At 70.2% G+C, this 15,006-nt stretch carries 14 protein-coding genes; 8 read left to right on the top strand and 6 right to left on the bottom strand.

All coding sequences use genetic code 11. From position 1 onward, the window contains the following. The first annotated feature begins 36 nt into the window (after positions 1-36). The gene (locus tag FL344_RS09805; protein ID WP_141588448.1) at positions 37-669 is read left to right on the top strand and encodes a DUF1990 family protein; all 633 of its coding nucleotides are present in this window, start codon (positions 37-39) and stop codon (positions 667-669) included. Further along, positions 666-1,940 carry a DUF1990 family protein gene (locus FL344_RS09800; RefSeq protein ID WP_141618320.1) on the top strand — a complete coding sequence of 425 codons (1,275 nt, stop codon included), beginning with the start codon at positions 666-668 and terminating at the stop codon, positions 1,938-1,940. Before FL344_RS09805 ends, FL344_RS09800 begins: the two co-directional genes overlap by 4 nt. A gap of 128 nt (positions 1,941-2,068) precedes the next feature. Here FL344_RS09800 and FL344_RS09795 read toward each other — a convergent pair whose 3' ends face one another. Together FL344_RS09795 and dnaN are read right to left on the bottom strand one after the other, a co-directional pair. Next, positions 2,069-3,391: a hypothetical protein gene (locus FL344_RS09795; RefSeq protein WP_194863058.1), complete on the bottom strand. Its 1,323-nt coding sequence runs from the start codon at positions 3,389-3,391 to the stop codon at positions 2,069-2,071. Between the two features lie 100 nt (positions 3,392-3,491). Beyond that, a complete protein-coding gene (gene dnaN, locus FL344_RS09790; protein ID WP_141618318.1) occupies positions 3,492-4,598 on the bottom strand; it encodes a DNA polymerase III subunit beta in 1,107 nt (368 codons plus the stop codon). 209 nt (positions 4,599-4,807) lie between these two features. On the opposite strand from dnaN, the gene FL344_RS09785 reads away from it, so the two are divergent. Beyond that, complete coding sequence (locus tag FL344_RS09785; RefSeq protein ID WP_141618317.1) at positions 4,808-5,269, top strand: DUF6748 domain-containing protein; 462 nt, start codon at positions 4,808-4,810, stop codon at positions 5,267-5,269. A 21-nt stretch (positions 5,270-5,290) separates the two neighbouring features. Here the strand turns inward: FL344_RS09785 and FL344_RS09780 are convergent, their stop codons facing one another. The 3 genes from FL344_RS09780 to FL344_RS09770 are packed head-to-tail and all read right to left on the bottom strand — an operon-like array spanning position 5,291 to position 7,172. Continuing rightward, positions 5,291-5,899, bottom strand: a complete 609-nt coding sequence (locus tag FL344_RS09780; protein ID WP_141588489.1) for a peptidase — start codon at positions 5,897-5,899, stop codon at positions 5,291-5,293. Further along, the gene (locus FL344_RS09775) at positions 5,899-6,690 is read right to left on the bottom strand and encodes an ActD-like protein (RefSeq protein WP_141618316.1); all 792 of its coding nucleotides are present in this window, start codon (positions 6,688-6,690) and stop codon (positions 5,899-5,901) included. Before FL344_RS09775 ends, FL344_RS09780 begins: the two co-directional genes overlap by 1 nt. Beyond that, positions 6,687-7,172: an RNA polymerase sigma factor gene (locus FL344_RS09770; protein WP_026113921.1), complete on the bottom strand. Its 486-nt coding sequence runs from the start codon at positions 7,170-7,172 to the stop codon at positions 6,687-6,689. The genes FL344_RS09775 and FL344_RS09770 overlap by 4 nt, the downstream gene beginning before the upstream one ends. A gap of 298 nt (positions 7,173-7,470) precedes the next feature. Between FL344_RS09770 and FL344_RS09765 the strand changes: the two genes are divergently transcribed. Genes FL344_RS09765 through FL344_RS09750 form a run of 4 tightly spaced genes read left to right on the top strand, consistent with a single transcriptional unit; the run spans position 7,471 to position 12,412 of the window. Next, positions 7,471-8,133, top strand: a complete 663-nt coding sequence (locus tag FL344_RS09765; protein ID WP_141618315.1) for a B12-binding domain-containing protein — start codon at positions 7,471-7,473, stop codon at positions 8,131-8,133. Between the two features lie 7 nt (positions 8,134-8,140). Then, the gene (locus FL344_RS09760; RefSeq protein ID WP_141588442.1) at positions 8,141-8,845 is read left to right on the top strand and encodes a hypothetical protein; all 705 of its coding nucleotides are present in this window, start codon (positions 8,141-8,143) and stop codon (positions 8,843-8,845) included. After that, positions 8,842-10,893, top strand: a complete 2,052-nt coding sequence (locus tag FL344_RS09755; protein WP_141618314.1) for a hybrid sensor histidine kinase/response regulator — start codon at positions 8,842-8,844, stop codon at positions 10,891-10,893. Before FL344_RS09760 ends, FL344_RS09755 begins: the two co-directional genes overlap by 4 nt. Continuing rightward, positions 10,886-12,412 (top strand): response regulator, encoded by a 1,527-nt coding sequence (locus tag FL344_RS09750; RefSeq protein ID WP_141618313.1) that lies wholly within the window; start codon positions 10,886-10,888, stop codon positions 12,410-12,412. Before FL344_RS09755 ends, FL344_RS09750 begins: the two co-directional genes overlap by 8 nt. 20 nt (positions 12,413-12,432) lie before the next feature. Here the strand turns inward: FL344_RS09750 and FL344_RS09745 are convergent, their stop codons facing one another. Further along, a complete protein-coding gene (locus tag FL344_RS09745) occupies positions 12,433-12,801 on the bottom strand; it encodes a helix-turn-helix transcriptional regulator (RefSeq protein WP_140859971.1) in 369 nt (122 codons plus the stop codon). A gap of 484 nt (positions 12,802-13,285) precedes the next feature. On the opposite strand from FL344_RS09745, the gene FL344_RS39895 reads away from it, so the two are divergent. After that, positions 13,286-14,917: a methyl-accepting chemotaxis protein gene (locus tag FL344_RS39895; protein ID WP_141618312.1), complete on the top strand. Its 1,632-nt coding sequence runs from the start codon at positions 13,286-13,288 to the stop codon at positions 14,915-14,917. The last annotated feature ends 89 nt before the right edge of the window (positions 14,918-15,006 follow it).

Genomic DNA, 15,006 nt, shown 5'->3' with positions numbered 1-15,006 from the left:
CCCATCATGGTGTGACCGATGGAGGCAAAGGGCGAGATGGCGAGCGAGTCCATGCACACAGATGCCAACCCGTCAGGCGAACTGCAGCTCCCTGAAGAAGGGGCAGGCCCCCTGCTCCAGCGCGACTACTGGGCGGTCATCCGCGACTGCCGGGTCTCCCCCAAGGAGCTCATGCGCTGGGTGGCCGTGCGCTTCGCAGAGTTCGCTCCGTCCGAACTCTGCGTCTTCGAGCGCGGACACCCGGAACGCGGGGGCCAGCCGCTGGAACTGGGCGACGAGCTGACGGTGAAGATTCAGGGCGCGGGCACCTTCGCCGTGCGCGTCATCCACCAGGACGCCCAGAGCTTCACGCTCGGCACGCTCCACGGGCACCCGGAGGCGGGCCGCATCACCTTCGGCGCTTACCGGAACGCGCGCGACGATGTCATCTTCCACATCCGCAGCCGGGCGCGCTCCGGCTCGACGTTCCACTACCTCGGCTTCGTCACTGCTGGAGACGCCATGCAGACCAACACCTGGACCGAGTTCGTCCTGCGCGCCGCGCTGACGGCCGGTGACGGGGTGCATGGCGTCATCCACGCGGACACCACCGAGCTGGAGGACGAACCGCCCGGCGGCGACACCGCCCACGGGCCCACCTTCCTGGCGCGGGGAGACGGAAGACAATGATTGAGTGGCGCTGGTTCTCCGGCTGGACGGAAGAGGAAATGGTGCCCCGGCTGGCGCGGGCTCGCACGCTGGCGCGCAACTTCCCGGAGGTCTCCGGAGAGATGACGCTGCAGGGCGGGTGGAGCCAGGTCCACTCGGAGAGCGTGCTCGGCCGCGAGTCGCCAGGGCGCCCTGTCCCGGGCGGACTCTTCGAGCGCGCCCAGCAGGTGCTGGAGACCTTCGACTTCTCCGACCCGCGCATCGTCGCCTGGCACTTCTCCGCCGAGGAGCCGATGCAGGGCCGTACGGTGCTGCTGGAGCTGCGCGCGCTGGGGCAGCAGCTGCGCTACCTGTGCGGCGTGCGGGTGGGAGGCACGCGCGAGGAGCACGACGAGGGGTGCAGCGTCTTCGGCTTCAGCTTCGAGACGCTCGATGGACACATCGAGGCCGGGCGTGAGTGGTTCCTGCTCAAGAAGGAGCACGAGAGCGGCGAGGTGCGCTTCCACATCGAGGCGGCCTGGCGTCCCGGCCAGTTCCCCAATTGGTGGAGCCGACTGGGCTTCGCGATGGTGGCGCCGCGCTATCAGCGCGCATGGCACCGGCTGACGCACGTGCGGGTGCGCGAGCTGGCGTTGAAGCACCCGGAGCTCGTCGGTCAGCTCGCGAGCCACGGCCGGCTGGCGCACGCCGGCCATGCGCTGGGAACGGCCCCGGTGCAGTTCTTCGCGCAGCGGGCGCCAGGGCGGCGAGAAACGCAGTTGGAGGAGGAGATAGAGGCCATGAATCGAGGACACGGGTTGAGGGCCCTGGGATTGGGCGTGCTGGCGGGAATGCGGAGCATGAGCGCGCCGGCGCTGGCGAGCCGCTGGCTGACGAAGACACGGCCCGACAGCGAGAACCGGCTCGCCAGGACCCTGGCGCATCCGTGGACGCCGCGCGTGCTGGGCCTGCTCGCCGTGGGTGAGCTTGTCGCGGACAAGCTGCCGATGGCGCCCCCGCGTGTCGCCGCCGTGCCGTTGACGGGCCGGATGTTGTCGGGCGCCCTGGCCGCGGCCTCGGTGACGACGGAGCGCCAACGCGGCGGGCGGCTCGCGGCGGCGGCCCTGGGCGCCCTGGCGGCGCTGGCATCGAGCTGGGCCTTCTATTCGCTGCGGCGCACCGCCACGAAGAAGCTGGGCGTTCCGGACATGGCCGTGGCCCTGACAGAGGACGCGCTCCTCGCGGGCCTGGCCTCGCGGGTGCTGCCCGTCAGCGAGCATCAGGCCGGACAGGCCACGCTGTCGCCCGCGTGACTGTCTTGGCCCCACACGCGGTGGCGAGCGTCTCCGCCACGCCGCCGCGCGGCCACCACAGCCCCCCCTGAAAGCAAGCCCAGCACGGCCAATGCCGGCCTCTCCGCCGTAGGCCCCCGCGCCGCGGCCTAGCGCCCGCGCCACGCCGCCGCGCGGGCCGCATGCACCAGCGCGGGAAGGTCCTTCACAGCCGCCCCCGCGTCGGCCCCGCTTTCCACCGTGGGAACCCGCGCCCGCTCGGGAGAGAACAGGCGCGCGGGTGTCTGTCCCTGGCCGCGAAGGAGGATGAACAGCCGCAGCGCGTCCCGCAGCCGCTCCACGTCCTCGCCCTGCTCGCCTCGAGCCCGCTGCGCCGCGTTCCACAGCCGCGCCCACGCGGTCTCCTCATCCCACGTGCCCACGGGACGCTCGCGAGACAGCGCCGCCAGCTGCGCGGCCAGTTCGAAGAGCCCGGCGCGCCCTTCGCCAAAAACCTCGCAGGCCGGAAGCCGCACCTCCCCGGCCCCCTCCACGCCCACGCCGCGCAGCCCTACGGACCCGCCTGTCCGCGGCTGCGAGCCAGGCGCCTCGGGCGCGAACAGCCCCGACCCACCCATCCGAGGCTCCGCGCCCCGCTCGAAGCGCCCCTCGCGCGCCGCCAGCCACACCAACAGCGCCGGCACCTCGGCGTCCGCGGGCACCACCGGGGCCAGCCGCTCCTCCAGCGAGGCGCGCAGCCGCGCCCAAGCCACGCCCCGCCAGAAGGCCACGTGCAGCAGCAGCTCCGGCCCACTGCGAGGCACCCGCTGCGGCGCGCGAGAGACGCGGGCTTGCAGAAAGCCCTTCACCTGCCCCCGCGTATCGAAGTGCTCCAGCCGCTGCCACAGCGCCGCCAGCGCCGTCTCCGCCAGCGGCAAGGCCCGCTGAAGCGCCTCCGCCTCCTCCACCGTGAAGGGCAGCACCCCTTCCGGCGCGGGCCGCTTGAAGACGTGCTCGAACACCTCCGCGGCGGCGCACGCGGCGCGCAGCTCCGGCAGGTTGCGCGGCAACAGCTCCACCGCCCGTGCCCAGATGTGCCGCCCCAGGAGCGGCCCCGCCTCCAGCACCGTCTCTTCCAACTTCAGCAGCGCCTCGCCCAGCGTCGCGGGCCGGCCCTCCGCGGGCAGCCGCTTGAAGGCCACGCGCCGCACGTCCTCCCGCAGGCGCTCCACCTCGCGCATCAGCTTCATGGGCGCGGCGTTCGCCGGCCACCCTTCCGCGGCGGCGCGGCGCTTCAGCGCGGCCAGGGTGGCGTCCACCTCCGGCTGCGCGCGCGCCACCTCCAGCAGCAGCTCGAACTCCGAGCGCACCCGCTGCTTCCAGAAGAAGGACGCCAGCATGCCGCGCAGGGCGCGATAGCGAAGACGCGTGGCCTCCAGGAGGTCCGCGCGGTCCTCCAGCCGGGCGCGCAGGTTGTCCGGGTGCGTGGCCATGCCCTCACCATAGGAAGGCACCGGCCGGGTGTCAGGCCCCCCAGGGGGCCGACACGTCACGGGTGAACGGTGCGGGCCCTCTCGAGGGGGCCCACCCGACTCACACGCGCATGGGCATGACGACGGCGGTGAAGCTCCGGTCGCCGGGGGCGTGGAGCACGCCCGGGCTGTGCTCGTCACCCAGCTCGAAGGAGACCTCGTCCGTCTCCGTCACGGAGAGCACATCCATCAGGTAGCGCGCGTTGAAGCCGATGGTGATGCCGTTGCCGCGGTAGGCCAGCTCCAGCACGTCCTTGGCCTCGCCCAGGTCCGGGTTGCTCGCGGTGATGATGAGCTGGTTCTCCTCCAGGCCGATGCGGACCGCGTTGCTCTTGTCCGCCGACAGCAGGGCGATGCGCTTGAGGCTCTCCAGCAGGCGCACCTTGGGCACCAGGACGACCTTCTCCCCTTCCTTGGGGATGACGCGCTGGTACTCCGGGAACTGGCCGTCGATGAGCCGCATCACCATGGTGAGGCCCGGCTTCTTGAACAGCGCCGAGTTCTCCGCGAAGCCCAGGTAGCACTCCGCATCCGGCGCCTCGTCCAGCAGGCGCTTGAGTTCCATCAGGCCTTTGCGGGGGATGATGACGCCGCTCTTGAGCTTGAAGTCGCCCGGCAGCTCGCGCTCCACCAGCGCCAGCCGGTGGCCGTCGGTCGCCACCATGCGGACCTTGCCGGTGGACTGGGGCTCGAAGAAGACGCCGTTGAGGATGTAGCGCGTCTCGTCGCTGGAGATGGCGAACTGCGTCTTCTTGATCATCTCCAGCAGCGTGTTGCCCCCCACCTGCACCAGGGGCGCGTTCTCTTCCTTCGGCAGCTTGGGGTACTCCTCGGCCGCCATGCCCACGATTTTGAAGTGGGCCGAGCCGCTGGAGATGTCCACGTAGTTATTGGCCAGCTTCTTCAGCGTGACCTGCGCGTCCGGAAGGTTCTGGACGATGTCGAAGACGTACTTGGCGCTCAGCGTGACGGCGCCCGCCTTGATGACCTCGGCCGGGTGCTCGGACACGACGCCGATGTCCAGGTCGAACGCGGTGACGGTGATGCCGCCCTTGTTCGCGGTGACGAGCACGTTCGCCAGGATGGGCATCGTCGTCTTGCGCTCCACGATGCCCTGGGCGCGGTAGAGGGCCTTCTTCAGCTCGTCGGCGGCGATGCGGAATTCCATCGGAGGGCGTCCTTACGGGTCTCGGCCGCGAAGGCCGATCTACGAGGCCGGATGTAGCCCCTGCACTCCAGTCCGTCAACGAACCCTGAGCGACGGAGAACAGCAATGTCCATCTGCAACTGACCGCCAGTCACCAATTCGCGAGACAGACTGGCCCCCGGCAACGGGCCGGAGCACACTGGCGCCTCTTTCCTCCCCTGGAGCCCGTCATGAACAGCCGCTCGCTGGTGCTCGCCGCCCTTGTCGTAGGCTTCGTCTCCGGATGTAGCAAGCCGCCCGCCGCGACGTCCTCGCCACTGGCGAGCGAGAGTGGCCCCCCCTCCAGCGAGAACGGAACGCCCACAATGACCCCACCGCCCAGCCATGACTCCCAGCCCAAGCCGGGTGAGAGCGCCGTCTACATCGTCAAGGACAGTGGCGTGCGCTGCTTCGCCCCGCCCTGCCCCACCTACAACGCCTTCCCGGTGGACAAGCCGGACGCGGAGCCCATCCCCGTGCACGAGCTGGAGCTGTCGGCGGTGACGAAGGGCTCGGACGAGCAGACGGATGCGTTGATCCGAAAGACGCTGGACGGCACCGGGCTCAAGATTCAGGGCACCTTGGAGACGCGGCCCAACGCGGGCCCCGCGGGCGCGGCCACCGTCCTGCGCGCCAGCAAGGTCGAAAACTGAGACCACCCTTCCGGGCGGGCCTCAGATGTGGAGGCCCACCTGGACGCCGGGCCAGTGCTGGAGACGTTGATCCGGCTCCGGATGGGTCTCCCGGATGGACAGCCGGGTGATGGAGTCGAAGTCCGACGCGCCCCAGGAGAACCACGCGTTGTAGGTGGGCCCGGCGAACACGGCCAGGCGGGGCATGAGCTGGAAGCCCAGCATCAAGCGGGCCTGCCCCAGCACATTGCCGCCGTCACCCTCCAGCGGGTTGCGCACCGGCTGGACGGCGCCGCCCGTCACGTCCAGGTCCACCCAGAGCCGCTGGGACAGCGTCATGTGCCCGCCCACGCCCGCCGCGAAGCTGAAGCGCGCGTCGCGGCCCGGCTCCAGGCCCGCCATCAGCGTGAAGTAGACGGCCCCGCCGCCCAGCTTCACCCCCATGTTGGCGACCTGGATGTCGCTCAACCAGAACTCCATGTGGGTGGAGCCCCGGCGCAGCCCTCGCGAGGAGGACTCGGAGACCTCGTCCCCCGACTGCTGGGCGAAGGCCCCCTGCTCGCCCATCAGCGAAAGGCGGGGTGCGTACCGGGACTCAGCGGTGGCTGTCCCCGCCCACAGCCCGAATGCGAGGAGCGCAAAGGATTTCATCACTCATGCTTTTCCAGCGTGAGGGAGGCCTGCGTCAAGTTCCCGGGCAATGACAGAGGTGCCGAGGAGGCGTCGGGATTTCCAGCCAGTGCCTCCGCGGCGGCCAGCACCACCGCCACGTCGAAGGGCGCATCGGACGAAACGAAGAAGAAGCGCTCGAACCCCGGGGCATCGTCCAGCTCGTAGGCGCGCGGCAACACCTGCGTTCCCGACGGAACCAGGGCCATGGACTGGGAGCCCTCGTCCGGCGCGTGGAGGGTGACGGCGCCGTTGCCATCCAGGGAGACGATGACGCCATGTGAGCGGCCCGAGGCGATGTACGCCACCTGCACCACGTCACCCGCGGCGGCGGCGGCCCCGTCGGCCAGCCGCTCCGGGCGGGCGGCGGACTGCCGGTGGATGACGAGCTGCGGCGCCAGCCCCTTGATGCGCGTCACCTCCCGGGTGTCTCCCGGGGCCGTGCCGTGCCCGGTTTCCGAGGAAGGCAGGGCCACCATGACCAGCGCCACCGCGGCGAGCGCCGGCACCAGGCCCCACGCGGGCGACAGACGGAAGGCCGGGCGGGGCGCGTCCTGCCGGGCCGCACGCGCTTCCACTTCGCGGACCACCCGGGCGGGCGGCAGCGCCTCCAGCGTGGCGCGCGTGTCGGACTCCAGCGCCGCGAGCCGGGTGAGACCGTCGGGCTCCTCGGCCAGCCGGGCGCGGGCGGCGGCCAGCTCCGCGGGCGGCAGCTCGCCCAGGGCGATTCGTTCCAGCAACCAATCCGGGGTGCGGTGGTGGGCGGATGTCATGCGGCCTCCAGCTCCAGCTCTTGCAGCACTGCCGTCAGCGCCCGCAGGCGCTTGCGCACGCCGGACACGGACAGCCCCACTTCGCGGGCCGTCTCCTCCAGCGTCATCCCATCCACCAGGTGCAGCACCGCGATGTCCTGACTGGACGCGGGCACCCGGCCGAAGAGGCGGTCCAGCAGGCCGCGCGCGGCGGTGCGGGACTCGGTGTCGTCGGCGGAGGCAATCTGCAGCACCAGTTCGTCCTCCCGGTCCTCCGGACGCCGCTTCGCGCCGCGCAGCCTGTTGAGGCACACCGTGGTGGCAATCCGGTGCAACAGGCTCGACGGCGCCGCGTCCTTCAGCGCGCCCTGGTAGCGCAACAACTGCACGAACACGTCGTGCATGGCGTCCACGGCCTTCTCCTCGTCACGCAAGAGGAAGCGGCAGCGCCGGAGCACCTGGGGGCCATAGCGCCGGTAGTAGGCCTCCACATCGATTGACACCGCTCGCTCGCCTCCCTCGGTTGCCGCGGACAGGGAAACACCGCGGCCACGGAGAACTGTCACTCGGACTTTTCAGTCCCGTGTTTCCTGGGGACTCTTCGGGAATCCGCGCGGCGTCCTTGTACCCAGGTACAATGCCGCCCTCCGAATCGGTAAAAGCTACAAGCAAGCGGGCACGCGAGCGCGTGAAAGAAGGGCCGGGCACTGTCAGGTTGGCGATGAAATCGGGGCCAGTTCGCTGTAACTGAGAAACACAACCCCGGTACGTTGCCCTCTCGCCCTCCCCTTCCCGGCGCCCGTGCTCACCTCCAATGACTCCGCCCTGACGGGCCTGCTGAATGCGTATCTCGCAGCGCAGCTCGCCGGGAACCGGCGCGAGGCGTTGCGGCTGCTCGTGGACGAGGGACTGCTGCGGGGCATCCCCCTCCAGACGCTGCACCTGGAGGTCATCCAGCCCGCCCAGTATGAAATCGGCCGGCTGTGGCAGGAGAACGTCATCTCCGTGGCGCAGGAGCACCTGGCGACCGCCGTCTCCCAGCTCGCGCTCGCGCACCTGTACCGGCACCTGCCCAGGGATTCATTCAACGGCAAAGTCGTCCTCGTCTCCTGCGTCCAGGGCGAGCTGCATGAAGTGGGTGCGCGCATGTCCAGCGACTTCCTGGAGATGGCCGGCTTCGACGTGCGCTTCCTGGGCGCCAACGTTCCACCGGAGCACCTGGCCCGCATGACGAACGAGCTTCGTCCGGACCTGGTCGCCCTCTCCGTGACGATGACGTACCACCTGCCCGCGCTCCGCGAAGCCGTGGCGCACGTGCGCAAGACGCTCCCGGATGTCCCCATCGCCGTGGGCGGCCTGGCCTTCAACTGGGTCCCCGGACTGGAGGAGGAGCTGGGCGTGAACTTCTTCGGCAAGGACGCGCGGCAGTTCGTCGCGTCCGCCTGCCGGGTCCTGGGAGTCTGAAAGCACCATGGAGAGCGTGAGCAAGAGCGTGGAAGCACGGGCGGACCGGCTGGCCACCGCCTCTCAGGAGGCGCTCTATCAGGACCCCTTCTGGGCCGCCCGTTACGGGCTGGAGCGCGCGCAGCGCTTCGGTGACGAGGACGCGCGCTTCCACATCCGCTACCTGGTGCAGGCCCTGGACGAGCACCTCCCCTCTGTCCTGGAGGGCTACGCCTGCTGGCTGCGCACCCTGCTGGTGTCGCGCGGCATGTGCTCGCGCCATCTGGACCGGCACTTCGCCGGGCTGGCCGCCGCGCTGGAAGCGGAAGGCTGGGGCCCCGGGAGCGAACCCCACGACTACGTGGGCGCCGCGCGACAGGCCCTTCGCTACCAAGAGGGTCCAGCCCGCCTGCTGGAAGAGGAGGCGCCCGAGCTCGCGCGCGCCGCCACGGCGCGCCTCACGCTCTACATCATCCCCGAGGACCAGCCCCGCCTGGAGGAAGAGCTCCAGTTGCAGCTGTCCTACGTGGCCGACGCGCTCGCGGCCGGGAAGCCCGACCTGCTGGGCGACCATGTGCGCTGGTACGCCGGCTTCTGGCCGCGGCGCGGATTTGGCCTTCTGGCATTTCCCAGTGTGCTGGGCATGTTGAAGTCCGTGCTGGGCTCTCGTCACCCCGAAGCACGGACACTCCTCGCCGAAGCGGGGGTGTCCTGGGAGGAGACTCGTTCATGAGGCTTCCCGCCTCCGCCGAGCCGCAGTTCTTCGACGACCTCAGCCGCGAGGTCGCCCTGGCCTGCGACGCGGGCGGCACCCTCACCTGGGTGGACGCCCGCGCCCGGAACGTCCTCGCCGCCCATCCCGGACAGACGCTGCGCGGCCTGGCGGCCCAGGGCACTGAGGAGAAGGTGGACCGGCTGCTGATCCAGGCGCGCGACGAGAAGGTGGAGGGCTGGGAGCTCATCCTCTGCCGGGACCAGGTGCCCACGACGTTCGCCTTCCGCGCCCGGCCCCATGACGGAGGCGTGCTGCTGGTGGGCAGCCTGGTGCCGGAGGACTACGGCAGCGCGCTCGAGCGGGTGAGCACCACCCTGAGCGAGATGTCCGCGCTCCACCGTGAGACGGAGCGCCAGCAGCGCGAGCTCAAGCGCCGCGCGGACGAACTGGCCCGCCTCAACAACGAGCTGGAGGAGTCCAACCGCGGCGTGCGCAGCCTCCACGCCGCGCTGGATGAGAAGGCCGAAAGCCTCCAACTGGCCGCGGAAATCAAGAGCCGCGTGGTGGCCAACGTCAGCCACGAGTTCCGCACCCCGCTGCACTCCATCCTCGGCCTGTCGAAGGTGCTGCTCAACCCCATCAACGGCCCCCTGAGCGGCGAGCAGGAGAAGCAGGTCCAGTTCATCCGCAACTCCGCGGAGGCCCTCTTCGAGCTGGTGAATGACCTGCTGGACCTCTCCAAGATGGAGGCCGGCAAGGCGGCGCTGCGCCACAGCCGCTTCGTGGTGCGCGAAGTGCTCAGCGCGCTGCGCGGCATGATGAAACCGCTCTTGCCGCCTGGCGTGCCCGTGGAGCTGCGGTTGGTGGAGCCAGACGCGCCGCTGGAGCTGGAGACGGACGAGTCCCGGCTGAGCCAGGTGCTGCGCAACCTGGTGTCCAACGCGCTGAAGTTCACCGAGTCCGGCCACGTCACGGTGTCAGCGGCGCCCGGCCCCCGGGACACGGTGGTCTTCACCGTGCAGGACACGGGCATTGGCATCGCGCCGGAGCACCACGAGCGCATCTTCGAGGAGTTCTCGCAGGTGGAGAGCCACCTGCAACGCAAGGCGAAGGGCACTGGCCTGGGCCTGCCACTGGCGCGCCGGCTGACGGAGCTCCTGGGCGGCACGCTCACCGTGAAGAGCGCGCTGGGACAGGGCGCCACGTTCACCGTCACCCTCCCGCGCGTCCACATGGAGGTCACGGAGATGACCGGCCTGACGGAGCGCAGCGAGCACCTGGACCCCAGCCGGGCCCCAGTGCTGGTGCTGGAGGACGACCGGCAGACGCTCTTCCTCTACGAGAAGTACCTGGCGCGCTCCGGCTTCCAGGTGCTGCCGGTGCGAAGCACGGATGAGGCCCGGCGCGTGCTGGAGCGCGTGCGCCCCGCCGCCATGGTGCTGGACGTCATGCTGGAGGGCGAGACGAGCTGGGGCTTCCTGGCGGACATGAAGAACAACGAGGCCACCCGCGACATCCCCATCCTGGTGGTGACGGTGACGGACCGCGAGCAGAAGGCCCGCGCGCTGGGCGCCGACGAGTTCTGGCTCAAGCCGGTGGACGAGGTGCGGCTGCAACGCAAGCTGCAGGCCATGGCCCGCACCGGCCCGGTGGAGCGCATCCTCATCATCGACGACGATGATGTGCACCGCTACCTGCTCAAGCAGCTCCTCAAGGACATGCCCTACGTCCTGCTGGAAGCGGGTGGCGGCAAGGAAGGCGTCCAGCTGGCGCGGGAGAAGTCCCCGCACCTCATCTTCCTGGACTTCGTGCTGCCGGACATCACCGCCTTCGACGTGCTGGACGAGCTGAAGGCGGACCCGCGCACGCGTGACGTCCCCGTCATCCTCCACACCTCGCACGAGCTGAAGGAGGCCGAGCGCTCGCGGCTGGCGAAGGAGACGGCCGCCATCCTCGCCAAGCACACGCTGAGCCGCGAGGTGGCCATCACCCGCATCCGGGACGCACTGTCCAAGGCCGGCCTGGGCTCCCAAGCGCTGCCGCAGGAGGCAAGCCGCCGTGGTTGAGCCCCGTCTGGCCACCGTCCTCAACGTCAACGACGACGACGCCAACCGCTACCTCATCAACCGGCTGCTCTCGCTGGCGGGCTACAACGTGCTGGAGGCGGCCACCGGCATGGGCGCGTTGCTGATGGCGCAGCAACACCGCCCGGACGTCGTCATCCTCGACGTGAAGCTGCCGGACATCAGCGGCTACGAGGTCTGCGAGCGGCTGCGCGCCAATCCCCAGACAGCGGCCATGGCGGTGCTGCACACCTCCGCCACCTTCGTCACCTCCGACAAGAAGGTGCGCGGCCTGGACGGCGGCGCGGACGCCTACCTCACCCAGCCCTTCGAGGGCGCGGAGCTCATCGCCACGGTGAAGTCGCTGTTGCGCCTGCGCCACGCGGAGCAGGTGGCGCGCAACCGCGCCAACGAGCTGGCGGAGATGGACCGCCGCAAGGACGAGTTCCTGGCCATGCTGGGGCACGAGCTGCGCAACCCGCTGGCCGCCATCATGACAGCCATTGGCATCCTGGAGCGCAGGCCCACCAGCGATGACAAGGAAGCGCGGATGCGCGGCATCATCCAGCGCCAGACGAACCACCTGGCGCGGCTCGTGGATGACCTGCTCGACGTCAGCCGCATCACCCGCGACAAGGTGGAGCTGCGCCCCGGCAACGTGGACCTGGTGCCCGTGCTGCGGCAGGTGCTCCAAATCGTGCAGCCCATGGCGGATTCGCGTGGGTTGAGCCTGGACGTCTCGCTGCCTTCCGGTCCGCTCTGGCTGCGGGCGGATGCCACGCGGTTGGAGCAGGTCTTCACCAACCTGCTCGACAACGCCATCAAGTACACCGACGCGGGTGGCGTCCACCTGCATGTGGAACTGGAAGGCGTGGGCGGCTCGGCCCAGGCGGTGGTGCGGGTGAAGGACTCTGGCATCGGCATCCCGCCGGAGGTGCTGCCGCACATCTTCGAGCTGTTCGCGCAGGCGGACACCTCGCTGGAGCGCTCGCGCGGCGGCCTGGGTATTGGCCTGACGCTGGTGCGCAAGCTGATCCAGCTCCACGGCGGCGAGGTGACGGCGCGAAGCAACGGCCCCGGCCACGGCAGCGAGTTCGTGGTGAAGCTGCCCCTGGACCCCACGATGGACGCGTCCGCGCCCGCGCGCGACGCGGTGGACCTCCGCCGCGGCCGGCGCGTCCTGGTGGTGGAGGACAACTCGGACGCGCGTCAGGCCATGCGCGACCTGCTGGAGCTGTGGGGCCACCAGGTGGCGGTGGCGCCGGACGGCCTCCAGGGCGTGGCGCTCGCGGCGGCGCAGCCGCCCGAGCTGGCGTTGGTGGACATCGGCCTGCCAGGGCTGGACGGCTACCGGGTAGCGCAGACGCTGCGCGCCCAGGTGGGCAATGACATCCGGCTGGTGGCCATGACGGGCTACGGCAGCCCCGAGGGACGGGACCAGGCACTGCGCGCCGGGTTCGACCGGCATCTGGTCAAGCCCGTGAAGCCTGACGAGCTGAACCGAATCCTCTCCGAGCTGTGAGGAATTGAAGCGGCGGAGGCTCAGCGGCGGTTCAGCGCGTTGGCCACCAGCCCCAACAGCTTCACCTTCGCGGGCTCCAGCGGACGCACGGTGCGCAGCAGGCGCCGGACCTCGGGGCGCTCCTGCGGCGAGGCGGGCGGGTCACCGGGACGCGCGCCCCCGTTGACGGCGTTCGCGGAGAGCCCCAGGAGCTCATCCGCTGAGACGTGGAGCTCGTGGCACAGCTTCAGCAGCGTCTGCACGCTGGGCAGCATCCCGCCGCGCTCCAAGCGCCCGTAGACCTCGGTGGCCACATCGATACGCTCAGCCACGTCCGCCTGGGTGAGCTCCAGGCGGGTGCGAGCAACGCGCGCGGCAGCTCCGATTGTGGTTGCGAGTTTCTTGTCCATGCCTTACCGACCCGGAACGTTTGGCCGCTGGCATAGGACGTATGGGGGCAGACAGACAGAACTTGCCGGGTCAGTCTCCAATTGTTCACCCATAGGGTTGCTGTGCACGCAGTGGACTTCGCGAGTCCATCCACGACGCGCGGCCGATGCCTTTTCTCGACGGAAAACGTCGAGTGAGAGGCCTCCGCATGCCTTCCGGGCCCATGCAGTCGCCTGGGTGCCAGGAGGACCTGACACGTTGTGCGGCGACTTTCCTACGGTTCCGTCGAGTCCTGCACGCTGTCCCGCCCTCTAGGGTTGGTTCATGTTTTCAACGTGCGCAGAAGCGGTTCACCACGCTTCATATCTATCTGGAAATACAGGACTTGATGAATCGCAGGAGACCTCACCGGGTGTGCGAACCCCCTGCAGGACTGACACCGGGGGTATTTCCAGACTCAGGTGAACGAGCACGGTGACGACGCGGCGGATACGCTGAGGGCCGATGGCGGTCGGCCGGAATTTGCTGGTGAAGCTGTGCGTGGCGATGGGCGTGGTGGCGCTGCCGCTGCTCGTCGTCATCCTGGGGTTCGTCTTGCCGCAGTTGCGGGAGCAGCTCCGCACGGACCGCATCCTGGGACTGAAGCAGGCGGTGGAGACGGCCTACGGCGTGTTGGAGGTCTACGAGGCCCGTGAGCGGTCGGGCGCGCTGACGCGACAGGAGGCCCAGACGCAGGCCGCGGCGCTGCTGGAGCAGCTGCGCTACTCACAGGTGGAGTACTTCTGGGTCAACGACCTGGACACGCGGCTCGTCATGCATCCGCACCTGCCGGACATGCTGGGCAAGGACCTGAAGGGCTACCGCGACGTGCGCGGCAAGCCGGTGTTCGTGGACATCGTCACGCTGGCGCGGGCCCAGGGCCAGGGCGCGGTGTCCTACGAAGCCACGCGGCCGGGCTCGCCGGAGGCCATTCCGAAGGAGAGCTACGTGAAGCTCTTCGCGCCCTGGGGTTGGGTGCTGGGCACGGGCGTGTACGTGGAGGACATCGAGCGCGAGGTGGCGGCGGTGCGCCAGCGCATCCTCCTGGCGGTGGGCGGCGCGCTGGCGCTCGCGCTGATGGCCGGCGCATATCTGTCGCGCCGGGTGGTGCGGCCGGTGCGGGAGCTGGCGCAGGCGGCGCACCGGGTGGCGCGCGGTGATTTGGAGGCCCGGGTGGAGGTGCGCTCCACGGACGAGGTGGGCCAGTTGGCGGCGGCCTTCAACACCATGGTGGCGGGACTGCGCGAGGTGGTGGCGGCGCTGGTGGATGCGGCGGGCGCCACGGCGGCGGACGCGGAGCGCATCCGAGCCTCCGCGGATGCGTTGTCCGTGACGACGCGGGAGCAGTCGGACTCACTCCAGCGCGCGGCGCAGACGGTGCAGGGCATGAGCGCGCGGGTGTCGCAGGGAGCGGAGGCGGCGCGCACGGCGGCGAAGACGGCGGCGGACAACGGTCAGGTGGCGCGCGAGGGGGGCGCGGCGGTGGGCCAGGCGCTGCGGAAGATGGCGGAAATCGTGGAGGTGGTGGAGGGCTCGGCGCGGACGGTGGAGCGGTTGCAAGCCTCTGGCCGGGTGACGGCGGAGATGTTGCGGCTCATCCAGCAGGTGGCGGAGGAGACGCAGTTGTTGGCGGTGAACACCGCGATTGAAGCGGCGCGCGCGGGCCAGCACGGCAAGGGCTTCGCGGTGGTGGCCGGCGAGGTGCGCAAGCTGGCGAACCGGACGCGGGATGCGGCGGGGCAGGTGCAGACGCTGCTGAGCCGGAGCGAGGCGGACACGCGGGCGGCGGCGGACCTGATGCGCCAGGGCACCACGGCGGCGCAAGAAGGGCTGGGCTTGTCCTCGGCGGCGGGAGACGCGCTGTCGCGGTTGCTCGCGGGGGTGAATGAGATTGGCGGGAAGGTGGAGCGGATGGCGGACGAGAACACGCGCCAGTCCGCGTCGGGGGAGAGCATCGCCGGGAGCATCCAGGCGCTCTCGGTGCGCTCGACGGAATCGGTGGCTGGCGTGCAGCAGATTGCCCGCTCCGTGGAAGACCTGCGGGCACGGGCGTCCAAGCTGAAGGACCTGGCCGGACGCTTCACGGCGCGGGGGTGAATTGGCCGCGGCCCACATGGCCGCCAACCTCCCAGGACTGCGCCACCAACGGTGCCTGCGCTTCGCCAGCCTCTGAGTCGCCGTGCGCG

The organism is Myxococcus sp. AB036A (genome assembly GCF_006547355.1).
In the GTDB taxonomy this organism is placed as follows: Bacteria; Myxococcota; Myxococcia; order Myxococcales; family Myxococcaceae; genus Myxococcus; species Myxococcus virescens.
Note: the sequence above shows the minus strand (reverse complement) of the source record. Positions and strands in the feature narration are given on the sequence as shown.